23 protein-coding genes are annotated in these 21,030 nt (G+C 43.0%); 2 read left to right on the top strand and 21 right to left on the bottom strand.

What is annotated here, in order from left to right; genetic code table 11:
* Positions 1–14: 14 nt before the first annotated feature.
* The 14 genes from fliJ to bioB form a co-directional block, all read right to left on the bottom strand.
* Positions 15–446, bottom strand: a complete 432-nt coding sequence (gene fliJ / locus AC0L46_RS12085; protein ID WP_317003028.1) for a flagellar export protein FliJ — start codon at positions 444–446, stop codon at positions 15–17.
* Positions 447–501: 55 nt separating this feature from the next.
* Positions 502–1,833, bottom strand: a complete 1,332-nt coding sequence (gene fliI / locus AC0L46_RS12080; RefSeq protein ID WP_473503900.1) for a flagellar protein export ATPase FliI — start codon at positions 1,831–1,833, stop codon at positions 502–504.
* A gap of 2 nt (positions 1,834–1,835) precedes the next feature.
* The gene (locus AC0L46_RS12075) at positions 1,836–2,639 is read right to left on the bottom strand and encodes a FliH/SctL family protein (RefSeq protein WP_473503898.1); all 804 of its coding nucleotides are present in this window, start codon (positions 2,637–2,639) and stop codon (positions 1,836–1,838) included.
* 7 nt (positions 2,640–2,646) lie between these two features.
* Positions 2,647–3,657, bottom strand: coding sequence for a flagellar motor switch protein FliG (gene fliG / locus AC0L46_RS12070; protein ID WP_414680489.1), 1,011 nt, complete (start codon positions 3,655–3,657; stop codon positions 2,647–2,649).
* A gap of 3 nt (positions 3,658–3,660) precedes the next feature.
* Entirely contained in the window at positions 3,661–5,325 is a 1,665-nt protein-coding gene (fliF, locus tag AC0L46_RS12065) for a flagellar basal-body MS-ring/collar protein FliF (protein WP_414680490.1), read from the bottom strand.
* Between the two features lie 28 nt (positions 5,326–5,353).
* The gene (gene fliE / locus AC0L46_RS12060) at positions 5,354–5,713 is read right to left on the bottom strand and encodes a flagellar hook-basal body complex protein FliE (RefSeq protein WP_473503895.1); all 360 of its coding nucleotides are present in this window, start codon (positions 5,711–5,713) and stop codon (positions 5,354–5,356) included.
* Between the two features lie 104 nt (positions 5,714–5,817).
* Positions 5,818–7,164, bottom strand: a complete 1,347-nt coding sequence (locus AC0L46_RS12055; protein ID WP_473503893.1) for a sigma-54-dependent transcriptional regulator — start codon at positions 7,162–7,164, stop codon at positions 5,818–5,820.
* Between the two features lies 1 nt (position 7,165).
* The gene (locus tag AC0L46_RS12050) at positions 7,166–8,320 is read right to left on the bottom strand and encodes a sensor histidine kinase (RefSeq protein ID WP_473503891.1); all 1,155 of its coding nucleotides are present in this window, start codon (positions 8,318–8,320) and stop codon (positions 7,166–7,168) included.
* Positions 8,320–8,790 carry a helix-turn-helix domain-containing protein gene (locus AC0L46_RS12045; RefSeq protein ID WP_317003023.1) on the bottom strand — a complete coding sequence of 157 codons (471 nt, stop codon included), beginning with the start codon at positions 8,788–8,790 and terminating at the stop codon, positions 8,320–8,322. The genes AC0L46_RS12050 and AC0L46_RS12045 overlap by 1 nt, the downstream gene beginning before the upstream one ends.
* 96 nt (positions 8,791–8,886) lie before the next feature.
* Positions 8,887–9,564 (bottom strand): dethiobiotin synthase, encoded by a 678-nt coding sequence (gene bioD, locus AC0L46_RS12040; RefSeq protein ID WP_473503889.1) that lies wholly within the window; start codon positions 9,562–9,564, stop codon positions 8,887–8,889.
* 3 nt (positions 9,565–9,567) lie between these two features.
* The gene (gene bioC, locus AC0L46_RS12035) at positions 9,568–10,386 is read right to left on the bottom strand and encodes a malonyl-ACP O-methyltransferase BioC (protein WP_473503887.1); all 819 of its coding nucleotides are present in this window, start codon (positions 10,384–10,386) and stop codon (positions 9,568–9,570) included.
* The gene (locus tag AC0L46_RS12030) at positions 10,370–11,173 is read right to left on the bottom strand and encodes an alpha/beta fold hydrolase (RefSeq protein WP_473503885.1); all 804 of its coding nucleotides are present in this window, start codon (positions 11,171–11,173) and stop codon (positions 10,370–10,372) included. The genes bioC and AC0L46_RS12030 overlap by 17 nt, the downstream gene beginning before the upstream one ends.
* 9 nt (positions 11,174–11,182) lie before the next feature.
* Entirely contained in the window at positions 11,183–12,370 is a 1,188-nt protein-coding gene (gene bioF, locus AC0L46_RS12025) for an 8-amino-7-oxononanoate synthase (RefSeq protein WP_473503883.1), read from the bottom strand.
* Positions 12,354–13,433 (bottom strand): biotin synthase BioB, encoded by a 1,080-nt coding sequence (bioB, locus tag AC0L46_RS12020; RefSeq protein WP_473503881.1) that lies wholly within the window; start codon positions 13,431–13,433, stop codon positions 12,354–12,356. The genes bioF and bioB overlap by 17 nt, the downstream gene beginning before the upstream one ends.
* 475 nt (positions 13,434–13,908) lie before the next feature.
* Between bioB and AC0L46_RS12015 the strand changes: the two genes are divergently transcribed.
* Both AC0L46_RS12015 and bioA read left to right on the top strand, forming a co-directional pair.
* Complete coding sequence (locus AC0L46_RS12015) at positions 13,909–14,217, top strand: ComF family protein (protein ID WP_473503879.1); 309 nt, start codon at positions 13,909–13,911, stop codon at positions 14,215–14,217.
* 75 nt (positions 14,218–14,292) lie between these two features.
* Positions 14,293–15,582 (top strand): adenosylmethionine--8-amino-7-oxononanoate transaminase, encoded by a 1,290-nt coding sequence (gene bioA / locus AC0L46_RS12010; RefSeq protein WP_473503877.1) that lies wholly within the window; start codon positions 14,293–14,295, stop codon positions 15,580–15,582.
* A 104-nt stretch (positions 15,583–15,686) separates the two neighbouring features.
* Here the strand turns inward: bioA and AC0L46_RS12005 are convergent, their stop codons facing one another.
* The 7 genes from AC0L46_RS12005 to rpsF all read right to left on the bottom strand — a co-directional run bounded on the left by AC0L46_RS12005 (position 15,687) and on the right by rpsF (position 20,860).
* Positions 15,687–16,412 (bottom strand): methyl-accepting chemotaxis protein, encoded by a 726-nt coding sequence (locus tag AC0L46_RS12005; protein ID WP_473503875.1) that lies wholly within the window; start codon positions 16,410–16,412, stop codon positions 15,687–15,689.
* A gap of 35 nt (positions 16,413–16,447) precedes the next feature.
* Positions 16,448–17,248, bottom strand: coding sequence for a PAS domain-containing protein (locus AC0L46_RS12000; RefSeq protein ID WP_473503873.1), 801 nt, complete (start codon positions 17,246–17,248; stop codon positions 16,448–16,450).
* Positions 17,249–17,350: 102 nt separating this feature from the next.
* Entirely contained in the window at positions 17,351–18,736 is a 1,386-nt protein-coding gene (gene dnaB, locus AC0L46_RS11995) for a replicative DNA helicase (RefSeq protein WP_473503871.1), read from the bottom strand.
* 111 nt (positions 18,737–18,847) lie between these two features.
* Entirely contained in the window at positions 18,848–19,291 is a 444-nt protein-coding gene (rplI, locus tag AC0L46_RS11990) for a 50S ribosomal protein L9 (RefSeq protein ID WP_317003012.1), read from the bottom strand.
* Between the two features lie 22 nt (positions 19,292–19,313).
* Positions 19,314–20,177, bottom strand: coding sequence for a hypothetical protein (locus AC0L46_RS11985; RefSeq protein WP_414680503.1), 864 nt, complete (start codon positions 20,175–20,177; stop codon positions 19,314–19,316).
* A 21-nt stretch (positions 20,178–20,198) separates the two neighbouring features.
* A complete protein-coding gene (rpsR, locus tag AC0L46_RS11980; RefSeq protein ID WP_024023215.1) occupies positions 20,199–20,429 on the bottom strand; it encodes a 30S ribosomal protein S18 in 231 nt (76 codons plus the stop codon).
* A gap of 26 nt (positions 20,430–20,455) precedes the next feature.
* Positions 20,456–20,860: a 30S ribosomal protein S6 gene (gene rpsF / locus AC0L46_RS11975; RefSeq protein WP_317003010.1), complete on the bottom strand. Its 405-nt coding sequence runs from the start codon at positions 20,858–20,860 to the stop codon at positions 20,456–20,458.
* Between the last annotated feature and the right edge of the window lie 170 nt (positions 20,861–21,030).

The raw sequence follows: 21,030 nt of genomic DNA, 5'->3' as shown, positions 1-21,030 counted from the left end.
CGTATTAAAAATAACTAAGAGCGATCTAAGAAACGGCGCATCGCAAACTCATCACTTTGACGCTGTTCTTGCTTCGCCTCGACCATTAACTCAGCTTTGTGGTTTTTCTCTTTCAACCAGTCCATGCTTTTTGTCTTGGTTCTTGCTTGCAACCAACCACGCATGCTCATATCAGCTTGTTGCTCAGCACGACCAATAGCCGCTTCTTGCTGTAAAATAGCCTGTTGAACACGGTCAACAAAGTGCTGATAATTAGTCGTTAAATAAGCTCCCAAGCCGAGTAAGTTTCGCTCTGACTCATATTGACCTGCGTATTCTTTTAGTTCGTTTAGCTTTCTAACGTCTTGCTCAACTTTTGCCTTATCACGAGCCAATTGTTGAGCCGCAGCATCTTCTTTGCGTTTTGCAAGATCCACCAAAATTTGCATACGATGCGACTTTTTCATGCTCATAATCCATCAAATGATTGACTAAATAGTAGACCGCTTTAAGCGCTGTCGTCTACTGCTCTTTCGTCATAGCGGTAACTAACGCCTCTAAACTCTGATCTATAGTAAAACTCTCAGTCAAAGTTTGCTGGAGGAAACTACGTATTTCAGGCATCTGGATGATGGCCTGATCTAAATCGGGGTCACTTCCTTTCGCATACGCGCCAACCGAGATTAAATCTTGATTTTGCTGGAATTTAGAATAGAGCTGCTTAACTCTCATTGCGCCGTACAAGTGATCTTCACTGACTATTTGAGGCATAGCACGGGAAATAGATGCCTCTATATCAATCGCTGGATAATGACCTTCTTCCGCTAAACGACGAGAAAGAACAATGTGGCCATCAAGAATGGCTCGAGAAGCATCGGCAATAGGATCTTGTTGATCGTCACCTTCTGTTAAGACAGTATAAAAGGCAGTTACAGAACCACTTCCATCACGCCCATTACCCGCTCGCTCAACAAGTTGAGGCAATTTTGAAAACACGGAAGGTGGATAACCTTTCGTGGCTGGAGGTTCTCCCACAGACAGAGCTATTTCACGCTGCGCCTGTGCATAACGAGTCAGAGAATCCATAAGCAAAAGAACATTTTTACCTTGATCTCGGTAGTATTCAGCAATACGCGTCGCCAACATTGCGGCACGCAAACGCATCAATGCAGAGTCATCGGCTGGTGAAGCAACAACAACAGAGCGCGCCAAACCTTCTTCGCCTAAAATCTGATCAATAAACTCTTTTACTTCTCGACCACGCTCGCCAATTAGGCCCACAACCGTAACATCCGCTTCGGTAAAGCGTGTCATCATGCCCAGAAGCATACTTTTACCAACACCACTACCGGCAAAAAGCCCCAAACGCTGACCTTTACCAACTGTCAGCAAACTGTTAATGGCCTTAATACCAACATCCAAAGGTTCATGAATAGGTTTGCGTTGAAGCGGGTTAATAACATCGCCATGCAAGCTGACTGCATCGGAGGTTTTTATTGGCCCTTTTCCGTCCAGAGGTTTACCTAAGCCATTCACAACGCGCCCTAACAGCTCATCCCCAACTGGCATTTTGCTATCTTCCAGTAACGGACGGACTCGGGCTCCTGGAGAAATACCTTCAATCGCTTCGGTTGGCATGAGATAGGTTAAATCACCTGTAAAACCAACAACTTCCGACTCAACCCAACGATTCCTACCAACTTGAACGGAGCAGCGATCGCCAAGCGCAACAACGCAACCAACAGCCTCCATAGTAAGCCCGACCATACGAGTCACTTTGCCTTCTCGTTGAGGCAACATAGGATCTATTGAAACGCTATTTAGTTTGCTTAAACGCTCAGCTAAAGTAGACACAATTAATTATTTTCAGATAGGGAAAGTTGGCGAAGTTCATCAAACACAGATTCTAAACGCTGCTCCACTCGGCCATCAATATGAAAAGATTTAGAGTCAACAACGAAGCCACCACTGATTAAGGTGTCATCTGTGTCTATTTGACAAGTCAGTCGCTCTTTAACACCTAAAGAGTCGAGAACAGAAACATCATCTGGATGCAAAAGAATACGGATGCGCCCTTCGTACTCTCCAATTTCATCAAATACACGCGATAACTGTTCTTTTAGTGTCTGATGACCATCTTGGTTTAACTTTGAAAGACATACGTTTTCTATCATTCTTACCATAGATTGATATAACAAGGCTTCAACCGCGCTGCGGCTATCTTCTAATGGTCGAGTGATTTCTTTAATAAGTTCTGCCAAAAGAGTCTCAGCAGAAGCGAATTGAGCTTGCGCATCAAGCTTAGCCTTCTCTCTTCCTTCCTCAATACCAACAGCCAAACCTTCTTCATGACCTTTTTCAAAGCCATTCACTTCGCCCTTTGAGAAACCATCGTCATAGCCTTTTTGATGGCCTTCCTCTTCACCTTGAATAAAACCTTCTTCATAGGCAGCTGAGCGGATTTCTTCTAATTGGGAGGCCGTTAAAGGTTCATACACGAGGGAGTCTTGATCAACTTCTTCTGTCATAACGACAGCGTCTTTTTGTACTAGAATCGCAGGCCCAGAATTCACTGGAGCATTTTGATCTAGGTGAGGCAGTTCCCATCGCTCATAAGCAGTTAGTTTACGCTCAGGTTTATCGTTATCTTGATCCGACATAAGCTAACTAGACCATCTTCTCGCCACCGCCACCGAGAGCAATCTCTCCGTTATCTGCAAGGCGTCTGGCCACAGCCAATATTTCTTTTTGAGCGACTTCAACTTCACTGACACGAACAGGACCCTTGGATTCCAAGTCATCTTTCAACATATCAGCAGCACGGGAAGACATATTTTTGAAGATTTTCTCTTGCATATCTGGGTCTGCCCCTTTCAATGCCAAAATCAATGTTTCCGACTCCACTTCACGAAGAATAACCTGAATACCACGATCATCAACTTCTAATAAGTTATCAAATACAAACATCAAATCTTGAATGGTATTGGCTAAGTCTTCATCTACATCTCGGATAGACTCCATCAATTCAGACTCAACCGTACTATCGATAAAGTTCATAATATTGGCTGCTGTGCGGATACCGCCAATGGTTGTAGATTGAGTCGATTGATTACCGGAAAATTGACGTTCAAGAATATCGTTCAACTCTTTCAATGCTGCCGGCTGAACTGTTTCTAACGCAGCGACACGCAAGACAATATCTAAACGCACCCGCTCATCAAAGTTTGCAAGAATGTCTGCGGCTTGGTCTGGGTCTAAATAGGAAATAACAATGGCTTGGATCTGAGGGTGTTCGTAACGAATTACATCTGCAACAGCGCGAGATTCCATCCATTTCAGTGTGTCCAGACCTGTCGTGTTCCCACCCAACAGAATCCGATCAATCAAGCTGCCGGCTTTTTCTTCACCAAGGGCTTCTCTTAACATATTTCGAATGTAGCCATCAGCACCTAACCCTAAACCGGTCTGATCGCCTACCAAGACTAGAAAATCATCTAATACTTTTTCTACCTGATGACGCTGTACATTGGCCAATTGCGCCATAGTCTGACCAATTTTTTGAACTTCTTTTGGCCCCATATGTTTCAAAATTTGCGCAGCGTCAGATTCACCTAACGACATCAGAAGCACTGCCGCTTTTTCAACTGAACTTAATTCGCCTTGGCCTGTACTACTCATTTATTATTCCATAACCCATTGTTTAACAACTTGTGCTACACGCTCTGGTTCTTCTGCTATCAAACCACGAATTGCGTTTAGCTGTCGTTCAATTTTCTCAGGAGAGCCCGGTACTAATATGTCTTCCGCACTCACCAAGGATACTTGATCATCAGAAATTTCATCGGTTTCATCAGAAAAAATAGCCGCTTCCGTATCGTCTGCCACAGCAATTTTGTTCTGTTCGTTCAGCGCTTTCAGAATTGGTCGAACAACAACCAATAAAAGTATTAAAACGAATATCCCAACCAATGTCGGTTGCAATAGATTCAAGAACCAAGTTTGTTGATAGAAAGGCACTTCAGCAACTGGCTCAACTGGATCAGGTACAGCGAAAGGCGAGTTAATGACACTAACACTGTCGCCACGAGATGGATCATAGCCAACGGCATCTCGGACCAATAAAGTTAAACGTCCCAGCTCATCATCACTCCAAGGAGTACGAATTAAAGCGGATGTTTCTGAGTCTAGACTCACCAAATCATCGACGACAACTGCAACCGATAATCGTCTAACCGTTCCTTGTTGACGCTTGGTGTAACTGATACTTCTGTCTAACTCAAAGTTACGTGTTGTTTCTTCACGAGATTGTCCATTGGCGGGATTACTGCCACCAATAGGTGCGCCATTTTCATCTACAGCTTCTGGAATAGACACAGCACCAGGCGGCTGATTCGTTAAAGCACCAGGAATACCGCTGGTATTCGCTCCATTACGATTTTCTCTTAATGTTTGCTCACTGCGCAAAGCCAACAAATCAGGGTTATATTGCTCATCTGTCTTCTCGATGGCAGTAAAGTCCACATCAGCAGACACTTCAGCCTTGAAACGCCCTTGACCGATAACAGGGCCAAGTATGTTATTAACACGTTGCAAAAGAACATCTTCCACTCTACGAGTGTATTCAAACTGCTTACCGGCAACAGACAATTCCGAATCAACGTCTTTCTCTGTTAGTAAAGTACCGCGCTGATCCACAACCGTGACATCTTTATCACTCAATTGCGAAATACTAGAAGCAACAAGATTAACAATGGCCTCAACTTGGCTTCGATCTAAACGTCTTCCAGGGTAAAGTTCTAAAAATACGGAAGCAGAAGGCTTACGAGTATCTCGAACAAACACAGATTCTTTAGGAATAGCCAAATGCACACGAGCGCTTTTGATACTTTGAAGGCTGGTAATTGTACGGCTTAGTTCCCCTTCTAAACCTCGTCGATACCGAGTGGTTTCAACGAACTGGGAAGTCCCTAAACCTTGCTCTTGATCCATAATTTCCATGCCAACAATGTTGTCGGAAACAATACCTGAACCAGCTAATTTAAGACGAGCTTGATGATAGAAGTCAGATTCAACGAGTAAAGCTCCCGTGTTTTCATCTAACTTGAAAGGAATATTATTTGTACTAAGAAGTTCAACGATTTGATCTGCATTGTAATCAGTAATACTACTTAAGACTGGCTTGTATTCTGGACCATTACTCCAAAGAACTGCAGATAAACCAATTGCTATAGAGGCCGCTAATCCGACCATTAATGCAAGCTGACGAATCACTGTCAGCTTATTAAAGCCTGTAACCAACTCTAAATAGAGTTTTTGTTCTGATTGTTCTGCAGGGACATTATCCATTAAAAAGCGCCAAGCGGTTTATAAATGCCTATATCGGCATATTCATGATTTTTTCGTACGCATCGACAAGTTTATTACGCACCTGTGTCATAGCTTCAAATGACACACTTGATTTTTGCAGGCCAATCATGACTTGAGGCAAATCAACCCCTTCGTCACCACGTTCATACGATTGAGCTAACTGAGTTGCATCTTTTTGCAATGTGTTCACATTGTTCACTGCGTTTTTTAGCATCTCAGCAAAATCAGCACGTTCTACTGCCTGAGTCCCTTCAACCTCACCTACATTTGCAATATTAGAGGCAGGAGAGTTCGGCGCACGAACTTGCGATTGCATTTCCCGCATTTGGGACAACACTTGATTAATGTCTGGTCGACCAGTAACCATGCTACTCACCTAAAAAACTACATTCACACAATTTAACACAGATTCGTTCAACTTTTATTATTAGTTAAGCTTAGCATAAAGTTAATTGAAACAAGATACAAAAATCAATCCACATCTATGCCACTTTCGCGCATTTTTGCAATTTTATAGCGCAAGGTGCGAGGACTAATACCCAACTTATCTGCAACCACCTTACGCTTACCGTTTGCATCAATTAAAGCTTGAGCAATAATACGGAATTCGTGCTGTTGTACACCCTTACCCAGAATAGAAGCAACGCTGTCTTTTTCCTCCTCAACTTCTGGACTAGAAGGCGACAAACTCATCATATCAAAAGCGATGTGTTCCTCACTAATTTGAGCATTTGGGCTCAATATAAGTGCACGCTGGATGACATTATCAAGCTCTCGCACATTACCAGGCCAAGGGTGTGACTCTAATTTGCTCTGTGCCGATGGTTTAAAAACCGCTGACGCAATACGCATCTTAGCTGCATGTTTAGCCAACAAATGCTGCGCAATGGGTAGTATATCACCCTTACGCTCACGAATTGGCGACCAACGAAGAGGAAAAACATTCAAACGATAATATAGATCTTCCCTAAAACCGCCTTCACGCACGTAATCTGCCAAGTCTCGGTTTGTGGTAGCAATAATACGAACATCAAGAGGAATCGCTTTTTTCCCGCCTAAACGCTCCACTTCCTGCTCTTGCAAAACCCGTAACAACTTAGCCTGTAAACCAACATCCATTTCAGTAATTTCATCTAGCAGCAAAGTACCGCCATTGGCTTGCTCAAATTTACCCGCTTGCGAAGAAACCGCTCCGGTATAAGCGCCTTTTTCATAACCAAATAAGATTGCTTCCAGCATATTTTCAGGTATCGCAGCACAGTTAATCGCCACAAAAGGTGCATTAGATCGATTCGACTCTTGATGAATAAAATGCGCCAACACCTCTTTACCAGTACCACTTTCACCACAAACCAATACAGTTGAATCTGTAACAGCAACGCGCTTTGCAAGTTCAAGCAACGCCACACTTGAAGGGTCTTTTGCGATTGGTTGACTATTAGAAGAAGAGGACGATTTAATCGTATATTTAGCAATCGCACTCAGCAATTCTTCTTCTTTAAATGGCTTCAATAAATAATCGACCGCACCATCTCGCATCGCTTCTACTGCATGTGCAATATCGCCATAGGCGGTCATAAGCATAATAGGCAACTCAGGATAAGTATCGACCACATGATGAAGCAGCCCATAACCATCCATACCTGGTAAATTCACATCTGATACAACCATATCAAACGGATTATGTTTCAGAGCAAGCACAGCTTCTTCGGCGCTATAAACCATTTTACATTGGTAACTGGCCAGCATAAGCGTATCTTCTAGCGCCTCAGCCAACCCTTTATCATCTTCTACTATTAATAAACGAACATCAGACATGCTATACCCTTACAAGAGGAAGTGTCAGACTGGCTGTTGTGCCAGCCCCCTCTATACTGTCTATTTCAAATTTTCCATGATGAGCCCTTGCTATGGCTTTCACCACCATAAGGCCTAATCCAGTTCCATGCTGCTTTGTTGTGACAAAGCCTTCTTGTACGTATTCCAAATGTTCTTTCGACATCCCCACACCGCGATCTTTAAACATCAGCGTTATGTTGCCGTTTTGACTACACCACCCCAACTTAACCGTCGAGCCTTCTGACTGAGCATCAATGGCATTATTTAGCAAATTCAACAAAGCACCCAACAAGGTCTCTTTATTACATTGAATATAATCTGTATCGGGGAATTCTTCACCACTGACCTCGAACAGCATATTTTTCTGCTCTGTGATTTCTTGGCAATGATCCGTTAACTCTGAAATAAAGAGATTAGCACTTACCGTTTCATCTAATTTAATCTCACTACGAGAAAAAATCAGCATATCACGAATTTGCTTTTCTATATTGGATAACCGATCCACCAATTTATTAGCGAAGGTTTGACGCATCACAGGAGCAAGTTCTGGCTTTTGCAAATGCCCCGCGTACAAAGTGGCTGAAGAGAGAGGTGTTCTAATTTGGTGAGCAAGTGCCGCAACCATTTTCCCCATATTAGACAAACGCTCATGATGATTAAGTTTCTTCTGCAACAAATAAGCTTCTGTTAAATCAACCAGAATCACCAACTGACCCGGCACATTCCCCAGTGAAGCCGTCTCTACTTTCACTCGTCGCCCTGTCACCATACTAACATCATGTCCGTCATCTTCTTGAGGCCGAAAACTTAAAGGAACAATCGACGCCCAAGATTTTCCAACCAAAGACAGTTCGAATAAGCGCTCTGCAACGGGATTCGCCATTACAACCACGCCTTCTTCATTCAGCAGCAAAACCCCAACAGGCATGGACTCAAACAATTGCTGGAACTGCAAAACTAAAACCCGGTTTTTATCTTGCTCTTCTCGCTTTGCTTGCTCTGCACTCTCTAACTGAGAAGACAGTCGAGTGACTTCTTGCTGAAGGTCTAAATAAGATTTCGCCAAAATATCCGAAGATTCAGTAAATGCTTTGAAAGCGGCTTTTAATTCCGCTATTTCCTCATCTTTAGTCACTAAAACTCCGACTTATCAATATTATATCGACGCATTTTTTCGATTAGCGTAGTTCTCTGTATTTGCAGGTTTTGAGCCGCCTTGGAAACCACACCTTGAGTAGAAGCCAAAGCCTGACGAATCAGCAAGGCTTCCAAATGACGTACATGTAAGTTCAAGTTTACGCCAGAGGCTTGAGGAAAAGTATGCAGTTGCTTAATGCTTTTAAGGATGGAAGAAAGCGTCTGAGAACGCCAAGGCAAAGGCGCAAGCCAGACGTTGTAATCACCAAACACTTCCATAGAATGGCTTAGAGAGATAATTGGCAGCATTTCATCCAACTCAAAAGACTGAACCGCCTCACCTAAAACAACAAAATCCGGCAACTGAAAGGCAGTCAAAGATGTGCTGTGTTCAACACCTATAAAGGTTAAGATGCTTGAAACACTCGCGTATTCATTTTCATCTAAACCACACAACCAAGCATTCACAACATCACCCCAGCGTTAAGCAAAATCAATCATTCCCATCTACGTTATAACTATAATGCGTTTACATCTCTAACTTTCAAGTTTTATTGAGAATTATTATAACGCCAAAAATAATTTATCGAACTGATTTTGCGAGACTTTCTCGTCCTGACACCAAGATAAAGTCCCTAATAACGGAGCCGAAAGCATCGCCTTGAGGGTTTCTAAATTCTCATCATAATATGGCATTTTTTCGGGCCCTGTATTTGCAACCCAACCAGCGAGCGGCAATCCATCCCTTGCAATAGATTCTGCCGTCAAAATGGCATGATTCAAACAACCTAACTTCATATTAACAACAAGAATCACAGGAAAACCAAGCAGCTTTGCCACGTCAGACAATAACTCTCTGTCATTTAATGGAACGCGCCATCCACCAGCACCTTCCACCAAAGCAAATTCATGGGGTGTTAACAAAGCACCTTTAATAAAGCCCTCTAAACGAGAAGCCGTTATCAATCTATTTTCCTGCATCGCTGCAATATGAGGCGCGATTGGTTGTGCAAAAACGACTGGATTCACCTGCTCATACGGTAACGCCACACTGCTCGCTTGCTGAATCAACAAGCCATCTTCATTACGCAAAGCACCGTCTATTTCTTGGGCTCCTGCTGCAATAGGCTTAAGCCCCAGAGATCTCACACCTGCTCGCTTAGCGGCCGCCAACAATCCCGCAGTTACAAAGGTTTTGCCTGCATCTGTATCTGTGCCGGTTACAAAAAAACGTTTTCTCACAAATTACTCCTGACAATTTATAGGTTTACGGGCAACAACAAACGCCACCTGATAACTTAACGGAATACCGGCTTCCTCTCTTTGCGCTTCGTATTGATGTAAAAACGCTTTCCATTTGGCCGGAGAAAGTGACGCATGAGCATTTGACGAAATCAGGCTCGCACCCACTTTTTTCAAAGAGTGAATCGCACTCTCTGCCGTCTCGAATGACATAGAGATACAAGACTCTTCGGAAGATATTCGTTCAAAACCACCAGACTCAAGACAACCAAGTAAGGACGTTTCAGACATATATTCATGAACACGCTTTCGCTCATCCAAGCTCTGCCATGCTCGATCAATCTCAGGCATAGAACCTTCTAATAAGGTCGAAAAAACCACAAAACCACCTGGTCGAGTCACACGATAAAGTTCATTAAATAAACCTCTTGGCTTCAAACACCACTGAATAGCCAAACTTGAGAAAACACAATCGAAAGTGTTTGGAGAGAAAGGCAAAGCCTCGGCATCCGCACAAACATAATGGATATTCGGCACATGGGAAGATCGCGCATTAGCCACTCCCAACATTTGCTGAGACAAATCTAAAGCAACACACGAAGTAGGCGTTAGTCGGTTGGTTAATTGCTCTAAGGCTTGCCCAGTTCCTGCCCCCAGATCCAAAACGCTATCTGCGGACTCAACAGGCAGTTGCGACAGCAATTTTTTTAAGACAATTTTTTGAAAGTCGGCATAAGTATCGTAAAACAAAGAAGCACGATCAAAACGCTTAGCTAATTGCCGTTTGTAGCTAAGCGGAGAAACATCATAATTGGTTAGCATCTATAAAGTTTTCTATATGACGCACACAGGTTTCTTCGTCTTCAAGAAAGGGCTGATGTGCACAGTTAGGTAACACAACAGATTGCTGCAGAGGATTTGCATCAATTTGCTGCTCTAGGTTCTGCACAGAAACCAAAGCATCCTTACCGCCGAATATATGCAAGTTAGGCAAATCTAAAATCGACAGTTCACGACGAACATCCAGAGATTTTAGTAACCTAAGGCCTCCGATTAACGCGGCACGACTAAGCGTTTTTATCGGTAAAAAAGAGTGTAATCGCTTAATAAGAGCACGTTCACCTTCCGCTTCCTTTGTTTGTAAAACGACAAAACGTTTAAGACCTTGTTCTGGTGAGCTTTCAACCAAGGATGAAAAAGCATCGAAGTCATCTATGGACATAGCATTTGGGTAGTTATCTCGGACCACAAAACTAGGCGCCGCCGACAAAGTAATCAACCCACGTACACAACTAGAGCGGCGAGCCGCCACATAAGTAGAAACCATGCCACCAAGAGACCAACCAATCCACCAGGATCTTTTCGGCGCCACTTCAATCAGCTGCTCTGTTAATGCATCGATATCATAATTGGGGCCAATGCGAGAGCGGCTTATCCATTGCTCATCCAGTGAAATACCAGGTAAATTGGCTAATACAACATAAAAACGCTGACTTAAACGCTGCGCAAAAGCATGCATAACTTCTTTCGGCATAGCCCATCCAGACACAATAAAAATAGCCTGGTGAGTTGGGTCTCCAAATGCTTCTGTTTCAATACGTGCGCGCATGCAATCCCTCTATTCTTCTGATGTTAAAATCTGTTCGAGTGAATCACATAATAACACTAAATCTTCATCTGAGTGATCTGCACTTAAGGTAATTCTTAAGCGTGCGCTGCCAACAGGTACAGTCGGTGGACGAATAGCGGTACACCATATTCCAAGTTGACGTAAACGCTCGCTGATTTCTAACGTCAATCCATTATCACCAATGATAATCGGCTGAATCGCAGTGTCAGATGGCATTAATCGAATCGAAAGAGCCTGCATTCTTCGTCGGAAATATTGAATATGACAAGCCAACTTCTCTCGTCTCTCTTGCCCTTCATCGGATTGGATAATTTGCAGAGAAGCTAAAGTGGCACACGCCATCGCGGGAGACATGGAAGTAGTGTAAATATAAGGTCTCGCAAACTGCGTTAAATAATCAGCATAATCATGAGACGTCGCAACAAAAGCGCCGGAAGTACCAAACGCCTTACCAAAAGTACCCACTAAAATGGGCAAACTCGTTGAGTTTAATCCAGTCAAAGACAAACTGCCTTTACCGTTTTCACCCATGCATCCCAAGCCATGTGCATCATCAACCATAAACATCCAGCCGTGATCTGACGCTAACCGAGATAAATCCGCTAACGGAGCAAGATCTCCGTCCATACTAAAAACACCATCTGTAACAAGAAGCCCAGCTTCAGGTGATTTAGACAACAGTTTTTCAGCACTTGCCACGTCACCATGTAAATAGCGACGCAAAGGCGCCTGCGCAAGCAAAGCGCCATCTATCAAAGAGGCATGATTTAATTTATCTTGAATAATAGGCCGTTGCTTTCCCGCCAGCGCAGACAAAACACCAAGATTCGCCATATAGCCGGTGCTAAACAACATAACTCGGTCGTAGCCAAGCCAGTCTGCCAACACTTCTTCAAGTTGCTGATGAGGCTTCAAATGACCACAAACTAAATGCGAAGCACCACCACCAACACCGTATTGCAAAGCACCTTCATGCATAGCAGCAACAAGCGCAGGGTGATTAGCTAAACCAAGGTAATCATTAGAGCAAAAGGCCTTATATTCCTGACCATTAATTCTTGCGTTAGGCCTTTGTGGACTATCAAGAACAACAGGACGACGCATTAAGTCTTGCTGATGTCTTTCTTGAAGCGACGCCAACATCCACTCAGGCGTATTATTAGACACTGGCTTCATAAAACAACTTAGACTCTTCCTGCTTCACCACCTGTGCAGCAATAGATTCCGCAACCGCTTCATCCGAATGCTCTTCTCGTTTTTCAGGGTTTATGCCTAATTTTGCAAACAACGCCATATCTTTGTCTGCTTCAGGATTACCTGTCGTCAACAATTTTTCACCATAAAATATGGAGTTCGCACCCGCCATGAAACACAAAGCCTGCGTTTGCTCATTCATACCTTGACGACCGGCAGACAAGCGAACATGGGATTTAGGCATTATGATTCGCGCTACCGCAATGGTGCGAATGAATTCAAATGTATCAAGATCATCTACATTTTCTAATGGCGTACCTTCAACTTTCACCAACATGTTAATTGGCACACTTTCTGGATGAGGCGTCATATGAGAAAGCTGGCGTAACAAACCGACACGGTCTTTTTGCTCTTCGCCCATTCCCATAATGCCGCCACAACATAATTTAATACCAGAATCTCGAACTCGAGAAAGCGTATCCAAACGATCTTGATACGTTCGAGTCGTGATAATACTGTCGTAATATTCGGCGGACGTGTCTAAATTATGATTGTAATAATCTAGGCCAACATCAGACAATCGCTTAGCTTGATCATCATTTAATGTCCCCAATGTCACACAAGACTCTAAGCCCAATGATTTAACACCTTTGATCATTTCGAGCACATAAGGAAAATCTTTTTCAGAAGGATGCTTCCACGCCGCTCCCATACAAAAACGACTCGCGCCCTTTTCTTTTGCCAAAGCAGCTTCTTCAAGCACCTTTTGAACTTCCATCAATTTTTCTTTTTCAAGCTCGGTATTGTAATGACCACTTTGCGGGCAATATTTACAGTCTTCAGGGCAAGCCCCGGTTTTAATAGACAAAAGAGTACTCACTTGCACTTCATTTGGCGTAAAATTTTCTCTATGTACAGTTTGAGCACGGAACAGTAAATCCATAAATGGTAAATCGAAAAGCGCTTTCACTTCCGCATGAGTCCAATCAAAGCGAGGCTCACAAGTGTTTTCGACAGACGTATTTATAGGCATATTTATAGACATACTGACCTCAATGGAATAAATGGATGGAGCAATACTAATGGACTGGATAAAACTGTCAACACAAAAAATAAATGAAGTTTACTATGGTTTATTAATAAACCAGTGCTATATTTGTCATCGAAAAAGCGACCGCACACTTTGCCAACACTGCCACAAAGGCTTTCCGAAAAACAAACAACATTGCCTTCACTGCAAATGTCCCACCCAAACTCCAAACATTCTCTGTGGTAACTGCCAAGCATCCACACCTGAATATCAGCTTTGTATCGCACCTTATCGATTCGAAGGAATTGTCAAAACACTGATCCATAGCATCAAATTCAACCAAGGAAATCATTATATTCGCCCACTAACGCAACTATTGAGCGAACACCTAATACAGACTTACTCCTCAGATTCTTGGCCCGACCAACTAATCTACGTTCCGAGCCACCCGAATAGAATCAAAGAACGTGGTTTCTGCCAGACCAAAACAATGACCAATCATTTACTAAAAAACCTTCGACAACATCTTGGTGACCAATACCCACAACAAGCTCGTCAAAACCCGCTTAGAAAACGAGAACACACCCAAGCTCAGCATTTATTGCGCAGAAAAGACCGACTTAAAAACAAGACAAAGCTCTACGAAGTAACAGCCCCTATCGCTAAACATGTCGCCTTATTTGATGACGTAATGACCACAGGAAGCACCATAGAAAGCTGCACAAAACTTCTATTAAACGCCGGTGCGGAACGAGTTGATGTTTGGGTTATTGCTCGCACACCAGACAAGGAAAAATAATTCTGCCAAGCAGATAACCTAGCCTTAGGCTTTTTCATTGTTTAGTATGCAGCAAAAATAATGACAGGCGATTCAATGAAAAACACACGCTCAACACAAGATTATGTCAATTTGGACAAGCAACTTCTTTGGCACCCATACACCTCAATGAGCCAACCAACGCCACATTATCTCGTTGAAAAAGCCGACGGCTGCCAAATTACATTAAGTGATGGCCGCACTCTCGTTGATGGTATGTCATCTTGGTGGAGTGTCATTCATGGCTACAATCACCCAACAATAAATGCTGCAATAGAAAAACAAATCACTGAGTTTTCTCATGTTATGTTTGGCGGCTTTACTCATAAACCCGCAATAGAACTTGCTGAAAAACTTATCGACATAACGCACAGCGACCTACAGCGTGTATTTTTTTCTGATTCAGGCTCTGTATCTGTCGAAGTCGCTTTAAAAATGGCCATTCAATATTGGAATACTCAAGGAAAAGCAGAGAAGCAATTTTTCATTACTCCGAAAAGTGGCTATCACGGCGATACATTTGCAGCCATGTCCGTTTGTGACCCAGAAAACGGCATGCACAACTTGTTTAGCAACGCACTTACACAACAGTTTTTTATAAGCCCGCCTCCAACGGGGTTTGAAGAACCCGTAAAAACAGACTATCTAGACGAAATACGCAGAAGCTTTCAGAAAAATCATCAGCAAATAGCTGGCTTTATCATTGAGCCTGTCGTGCAAAATGCAGGTGGAATGCGTTTCTATAACCCAGCTTATCTAAACCGAATCCGTGAACTGTGTGATGAATTTGATATCTTGCTAATTTTTGATGAAATTGCGACAGGTTTTGGTCGAACGGGAAAGCTATTCGCGACAGATCACACTGATATTTGCCCTGATATAATGTGTGTTGGCAAAGCATTAACTGGCGGCTACATAACGCTAGCCGCCACACTCACAAACGATCGCGTTGCGCTAGGAATAAGCCACGAAGATGGTGTTTTCATGCACGGACCAACCTTTATGGGAAACCCTCTCGCCTGCTCTGCGGCCAACGCCAGCTTAACTTTATTAAGCCAATACGAGATTCCAAAGAAAATATCTCAGTTAGAAAATTGGATGAAAGAAACTCTCGCTCAATGTGAAGCATTAGAGCAAGTCCAAGACGTTCGATGTCTTGGTGGTATAGGGGTTGTCGAACTGAAAAACGCGGTGAACTTACATCAAATTCAGCCTAAATTTGTTGAGCTTGGTGTTTGGGTCAGACCTTTTGGCAAACTCATTTATCTCATGCCGCCTTATGTCATTTCTAAAGACCAAATACAAAAATTAGGAAACGCTATCTACAAAGTTGTAAGTGAACTTTAACTTTTTATTGAGTGACTCAAGCAATAGCAACACAGAAAAAAGCCCCAACAAGAATGCTTGTTGGGGCTTTAAAAAACTTCAAACCGTTTTAAAAGAGTAAAACCTTACTGTTTCATTCTTTCAGCAAGATTCTTTTGTTCGTAAGCTTCTTCTTCAATGTGTGTGATATTCAACACAATATTTTCTGCACTGCGAATACTATCCAGGCTCAAGGCATCTACATCTTCCATTTTATCATTCAAGTCACGGGCTACTGCCGCCTGCTCTTCTGATGAGACATTAATCTGTGCCGTCATTTCCACAACTTTCTTAATAGCTGCCTCAATGTCTCCCATCTTTTGTGCAACTTGATTAACACTGTCCACGCCTTGCTGCGCAACCAAAGTACCTTTATCGATTGTCTCGGTCACATCAGAAGTATTCTTTTTCAATTCTTCCGTCATAGTGTGGATATTTTGCGTCGCATTTTGTGTCCGAATAGCCAATGCTCGGACTTCATCTGCCACGACTGCAAAACCTCTTCCTGCTTCACCCGCTCGAGCAGACTCAATCGCCGCATTCAAGGCCAATAAATTAGTCTGATCTGCGATATCACTAATCGAGTGAACCACTTCATTGATGCTATCACTGCGCTCAGCCAAAACAGCAACAACTTTTTTAGCATCCGAAATATCTTTATACACAGCTCGCATCGTCTCGCCCGTTTGCTGCGCTAATAAACGACTGTCTCGCGTCAAAGAGCCAACAGACTCAGTTGCTTCAACCGCCACGTTAACGTGTGTTGCGACTTGAGTCACGCTGGACAATAACTGAGAGCTAGACGCCACCACACTTTGAAAAGTGCCGCGCTGCTTATTAAAGTTATTTAAGTTAGCGGTAACACTCGCTTTGGATTCTGACGCTCTTTTTGAAGCTGACCTGCACCTTCCTTCAAACGATATCTAAAGGTATTCCCTGCGGCTTCTTGGTGAATTTGGGCAAACTTAACAGCGGCTTTAGAGCCAATCATTTTGCAGTATAAATATTGGCCAATTGGGTTCTTTGACTCTTTAGACAAGCCATCAACAACCATATTTAAGCTTTGATTTTGATACAAAGACAAAACTCCGCCCAACGCAGCCAAAGCACAAGATAGTATTTGGATAATCAATAAGTTGGAAGTTAATCCAGCCACAGCCAAGAGCACAAACGCAGCTAATACAGGCCATGCGGCATTCGCCAAATGAGAGCGAACTTTCGCAGCAAAAGGCAACAAGCCTTTTCCTGCATTTAGTCGATCATAAATGCTTTGGGCATGTTGAATTTCTTCTCTTGTCGCCTTTCGTCTAACTGACTCGTAACCAATGACTTTATTACCATCTAACAAAGGGCTCACATGTGCGCTTACCCAATAATGGTCGCCATTTTCGCAACGATTTTTGACAATCCCCATCCAGCTATTGCCCTGCTTCAAATTCGCCCACATATCGGCAAAAACAGCAGAAGGCACATCAGGATGACGAATAACGTTATGAGGTGCTCCAATTAAGGCCTCAGATGAATAACCTGCCACATCACAAAAAGCATCATTAACAAAAGTAATTCGACCTTTCACATCCGTACTGGAAACCAAAACATCGCTTTCTGGAAAATCATTTTCTTTGTTGGTAACTGGCATCTTTCGCATACGATAATCCCTGAGTGGCAGAGTTATTTTTCTATAAAAAATATGTACTAAAAACGTGGGCAACCATATTAATTCTGAAAAGGTACAAAAGTAAACATAACCCTATTCATCATCAAAATCTTGGTAAGCTCCAGGCGCTAAATCTTCAAAGCGGGTATATTTACCAACAAACGCCAACCGACAAGTACCAATCGGCCCGTTACGTTGCTTACCAATGATGATTTCAGCAATCCCTTTATGAGGCGTATCTTCATGATAAACCTCATCACGATAAACAAAAGAAATCACATCCGCATCCTGCTCTATCGCACCAGACTCACGCAAGTCTGAGTTAACCGGACGCTTATTGGGTCTATTCTCCAAACTACGGTTAAGCTGAGACAGAGCAACCACAGGGCATTCCATTTCTTTCGCGATGGCCTTTAGAGATCGAGATATTTCCGAGATTTCATTTGTTCGGCCTTCGGTGAAACCAGGGATCTGCATCAACTGAAGGTAATCGACCATGATCAGCGCAGGACTTCCATGCTCTCTGGCAATACGACGTACTCGGGAGCGCATCTCAGTCGGACTAATACCACCTGTATCATCGATAAAGAGCTTGCGATCTTTCAGCATTTTTACCGCAGACATGAGCTTATCCCAGTCTTCTTGTATCAATTGACCAGACCTCATTCGAGTCTGATCGATACGTCCCAATGATGACAACATACGCATCATCAATTGTTCTGATGGCATCTCCAAACTGAAAACGATCACAGGTTGATCTGTGATCATGGTGGCATTTTCCACCAAATTCATAGCAAAGGTCGTTTTACCCATAGAAGGACGACCCGCCACGATAATCAAATCAGACTTCTGCATTCCTGCCGTCATGCCATCTAGATCCGTAAATCCTGTACTCAAGCCGGTAATAGCGCCTTCTTGATGATAAAGCTCATCGATTTTATCTACGGTGGCACTTAAGATATCCGCGGCAATTCGAGGGCCGCCTTTTTTCTCTCCACCTTCCGCGATTTGGAAAATCTTCCGCTCAGCCTCATCCAATACTTCAGCAGCAGTCATTCCTTCAGGGTGAAAAGCTCGAGAGGAAATATCGTTGGTTGTCGAGATCAAACGGCGAAGAATCGATCGTTCACGAACAATGTCGGCGTATGATGCAATGTTTGAAGCGCTTGGTGTCGCTTCCGCAACTTCGATTAAGTAACCCATGCCGCCGATGGATTCTAAATCACCGCGCTTATCTAATCGCTCACCAATCGTAACCACATCGATGGGTTCAGATTCATCGGCTAAGCGAGCAATCACAGCAAAAATAAGTTGATGTTCTGGTCGATAAAAATCATCGGCAATCACTAGCTCAGAGACCTTCTCCCAAGCTTGTGGATCCAGCATTAATCCACCAACAACAGAACGCTCAGCCTCAATAGAATAAGGCGGCAATTTAATAGAAGAGACTTCAGAATCATTTAGCTGCACAGAAAACATCCATAAAAATGCGGAGAAAAATTAGGAAGGTTAGCTTATCACGCCCATAAAAAAAGGGCATCTTGCAATCAGCAAGACACCCTCTTTGATCGAATAATTTAGAGAACTAAATTACTCAGCAGTTACGTTCAAAGTAACAGTCACTACTACTTCTGGGTGAAGTTGTAGATCTACTTCAAAAGCACCTGTGTGACGAATCGCGCCTTCTGGAAGACGAACTTCTGCTTTTTCTACTGCTACTTCAGCAGAGATAGCATCAGCAATATCACGTGTACCGATAGAACCGAAAAGCTTACCTTCATCACCAGCGTTTGCAGCGATAGTGAAAGTTTTGCCTTCAAGTGTTGTAGCGCGAGTTTCTGCAGCAGCTTTACGCTCAGCAGCTTGAGCTTCAAGCTCTACACGACGCTCTTCAAAGCTAGCCAAGTTAGCTTTTGTAGCCATTACAGCTTTTTTGTTCGGAATCAAAAAGTTACGAGCATAACCTGGTTTAACAACTGCAACGTCGCCAATACCGCCTAGCTTGTTTACTTTGTCGAGTAGAATAACTTCCATCTCGATCACCTCTAATTAATCATTAGCCATTACTTGAGTCGGACGATTTACCTTGAATTCTAGAACGAATATTTACAAAGCTGTCGATCACACACAAGGTGACCAAAATATTTGCGAAATACACATTTAGAACAAAAAAACCAACAAGGTAAAATGCAATTAGTCCAACAACCCCAATTTCTTTTTTTGCTAGAATACCGTGTACTAAAGCGAGACCGGGCAACACCAATGCAGGTATAGCGGCCTGAGAGAATACCGTAAAGGAGCCGCCTAAGCCTTCTCCGATAAGTATCATTCCACCCAGTACCAAACTAAACGACACAGGCAATCTTAATTGATGAAATTCTGTACGCAACCCACCAGGGTTATAGAGTCCTGCTTGCCATTTCCTTGCTAAAAACAAAGAAAGTACAGCAATGACCACTTGGAAAATGGATATAGCCACCACCGCCTGATCAAAGATCAAACCTCTATCTGGAACTTCAACGCCCTCTTCCGAAGACAAGACATTCTGAACAAGACTAACCGCCAAATTCAAAACATTTTCCATTAATAAAGGTTGAACTAGAGTGCTAATAACGGCTAGAAAACTGCCTACTAATAACACCCAACTCCATGACATTGTCGACCTAAGTAAATAGCTCAACAACATCACATCCGCTAACACCAATAACGCCGTTGCATCTCCTTGGAGCACCCACAACACAAGTGCTGGTAAACAACCCCAAGCTAATACAGGTATTCCTTCTTTTACACCTTTACGAAGCACCACCAACCCTAAGATTGCAGCAGCTAGCCAAAACATCATAGGGATCAAAGTAAACAACATGACACCAATAATGGCGTTCAAGCGTTTCTTCATTACCCATTTAGCTAAACCACTCATATGAAGCGCTTCTTCAGCCTATTAATTAAAGTGGCTGTCAGTGTAAGGAAGTAAAGCAATGTAGCGAGCGCGTTTGATAGCAGTCGCTAGCTGACGCTGGTAACGAGCCTTAGTGCCAGTGATACGGCTAGGTACGATTTTACCAGTTTCAGTAACATAACCTTTCAGTGTGTCTAGATCTTTGTAATCGATCTCTTTAACGCCTTCTGCAGTAAAACGGCAGAACTTACGACGACGGAAAAAACGAGCCATGAGTGTCTCCTAATAAAAAATATTGATTAATCTTCAGATTCTTCAGTTGCTTCAGCTGTCGCTTCGTTGTTGCGCTCTTCACGTTGAGGAGCAGAACGACGATCTTCACGGCCTTCAGAAGCTTTAATAGGAGATACGTCAGTTACCGCACCTTTACGACGAATCACCAAGTTACGGATGATTGCATCGTTGTAGCGGAAAGTGTCGTTCAATTCAGACAAAACACTGTCAGAACACTCAACGTTCATAAGAACATAGTGTGCTTTGTGAATTTTGTTGATTGGGTAAGCTAGTTGACGACGACCCCAATCTTCTAGACGGTGTACTTGACCACCATCTTCAGTGATTAGGTTAGTGTAACGCTCAACCATTGCTGGTACTTGTTCGCTTTGATCTGGGTGAACCAGAAAGACGATTTCATAATGACGCATTTAAGCTCTCCTTATGGGTTCTTAGTCTCCACGCTTCCCCTGTTAAAAAGCTGTGAGACAAGGAGTATTGATTTACAGGGACGCGTATTATATAGCAATAGAGGACAATAAGTAAACGAAATCAATTCAGATAGAGTCGACTCTACTTGTTATTTGTTAAACCAGTTAAG

Source organism: Marinomonas sp. 15G6-16, assembly GCF_055809555.1.
Note: the sequence above shows the minus strand (reverse complement) of the source record. Positions and strands in the feature narration are given on the sequence as shown.

Bases quoted from the DNA above. Each gene is read 5' to 3' on its own strand.
- fliJ (WP_317003028.1), bottom strand. From the start codon at position 446: ATGAAAAAGTCGCATCGTATGCAAATTTTGGTGGATCTTGCAAAACGC.
- AC0L46_RS12075 (WP_473503898.1), bottom strand. From the start codon at position 2,639: ATGTCGGATCAAGATAACGATAAACCTGAGCGTAAACTAACTGCTTAT.
- fliG (WP_414680489.1), bottom strand. From the start codon at position 3,657: ATGAGTAGTACAGGCCAAGGCGAATTAAGTTCAGTTGAAAAAGCGGCA.
- fliF (WP_414680490.1), bottom strand. From the start codon at position 5,325: ATGGATAATGTCCCTGCAGAACAATCAGAACAAAAACTCTATTTAGAG.
- fliE (WP_473503895.1), bottom strand. From the start codon at position 5,713: ATGGTTACTGGTCGACCAGACATTAATCAAGTGTTGTCCCAAATGCGG.
- AC0L46_RS12055 (WP_473503893.1), bottom strand. From the start codon at position 7,164: ATGTCTGATGTTCGTTTATTAATAGTAGAAGATGATAAAGGGTTGGCT.
- bioC (WP_473503887.1), bottom strand. From the start codon at position 10,386: ATGCTAACCAATTATGATGTTTCTCCGCTTAGCTACAAACGGCAATTA.
- AC0L46_RS12030 (WP_473503885.1), bottom strand. From the start codon at position 11,173: ATGCGCGCACGTATTGAAACAGAAGCATTTGGAGACCCAACTCACCAG.
- bioF (WP_473503883.1), bottom strand. From the start codon at position 12,370: ATGAAGCCAGTGTCTAATAATACGCCTGAGTGGATGTTGGCGTCGCTT.
- bioB (WP_473503881.1), bottom strand. From the start codon at position 13,433: ATGTCTATAAATATGCCTATAAATACGTCTGTCGAAAACACTTGTGAG.
- AC0L46_RS12015 (WP_473503879.1), top strand. From the start codon at position 13,909: ATGACCAATCATTTACTAAAAAACCTTCGACAACATCTTGGTGACCAA.
- bioA (WP_473503877.1), top strand. From the start codon at position 14,293: ATGAAAAACACACGCTCAACACAAGATTATGTCAATTTGGACAAGCAA.
- AC0L46_RS12000 (WP_473503873.1), bottom strand. From the start codon at position 17,248: ATGCGAAAGATGCCAGTTACCAACAAAGAAAATGATTTTCCAGAAAGC.
- dnaB (WP_473503871.1), bottom strand. From the start codon at position 18,736: ATGTTTTCTGTGCAGCTAAATGATTCTGAAGTCTCTTCTATTAAATTG.
- rplI (WP_317003012.1), bottom strand. From the start codon at position 19,291: ATGGAAGTTATTCTACTCGACAAAGTAAACAAGCTAGGCGGTATTGGC.
- AC0L46_RS11985 (WP_414680503.1), bottom strand. From the start codon at position 20,177: ATGAGTGGTTTAGCTAAATGGGTAATGAAGAAACGCTTGAACGCCATT.
- rpsR (WP_024023215.1), bottom strand. From the start codon at position 20,429: ATGGCTCGTTTTTTCCGTCGTCGTAAGTTCTGCCGTTTTACTGCAGAA.
- rpsF (WP_317003010.1), bottom strand. From the start codon at position 20,860: ATGCGTCATTATGAAATCGTCTTTCTGGTTCACCCAGATCAAAGCGAA.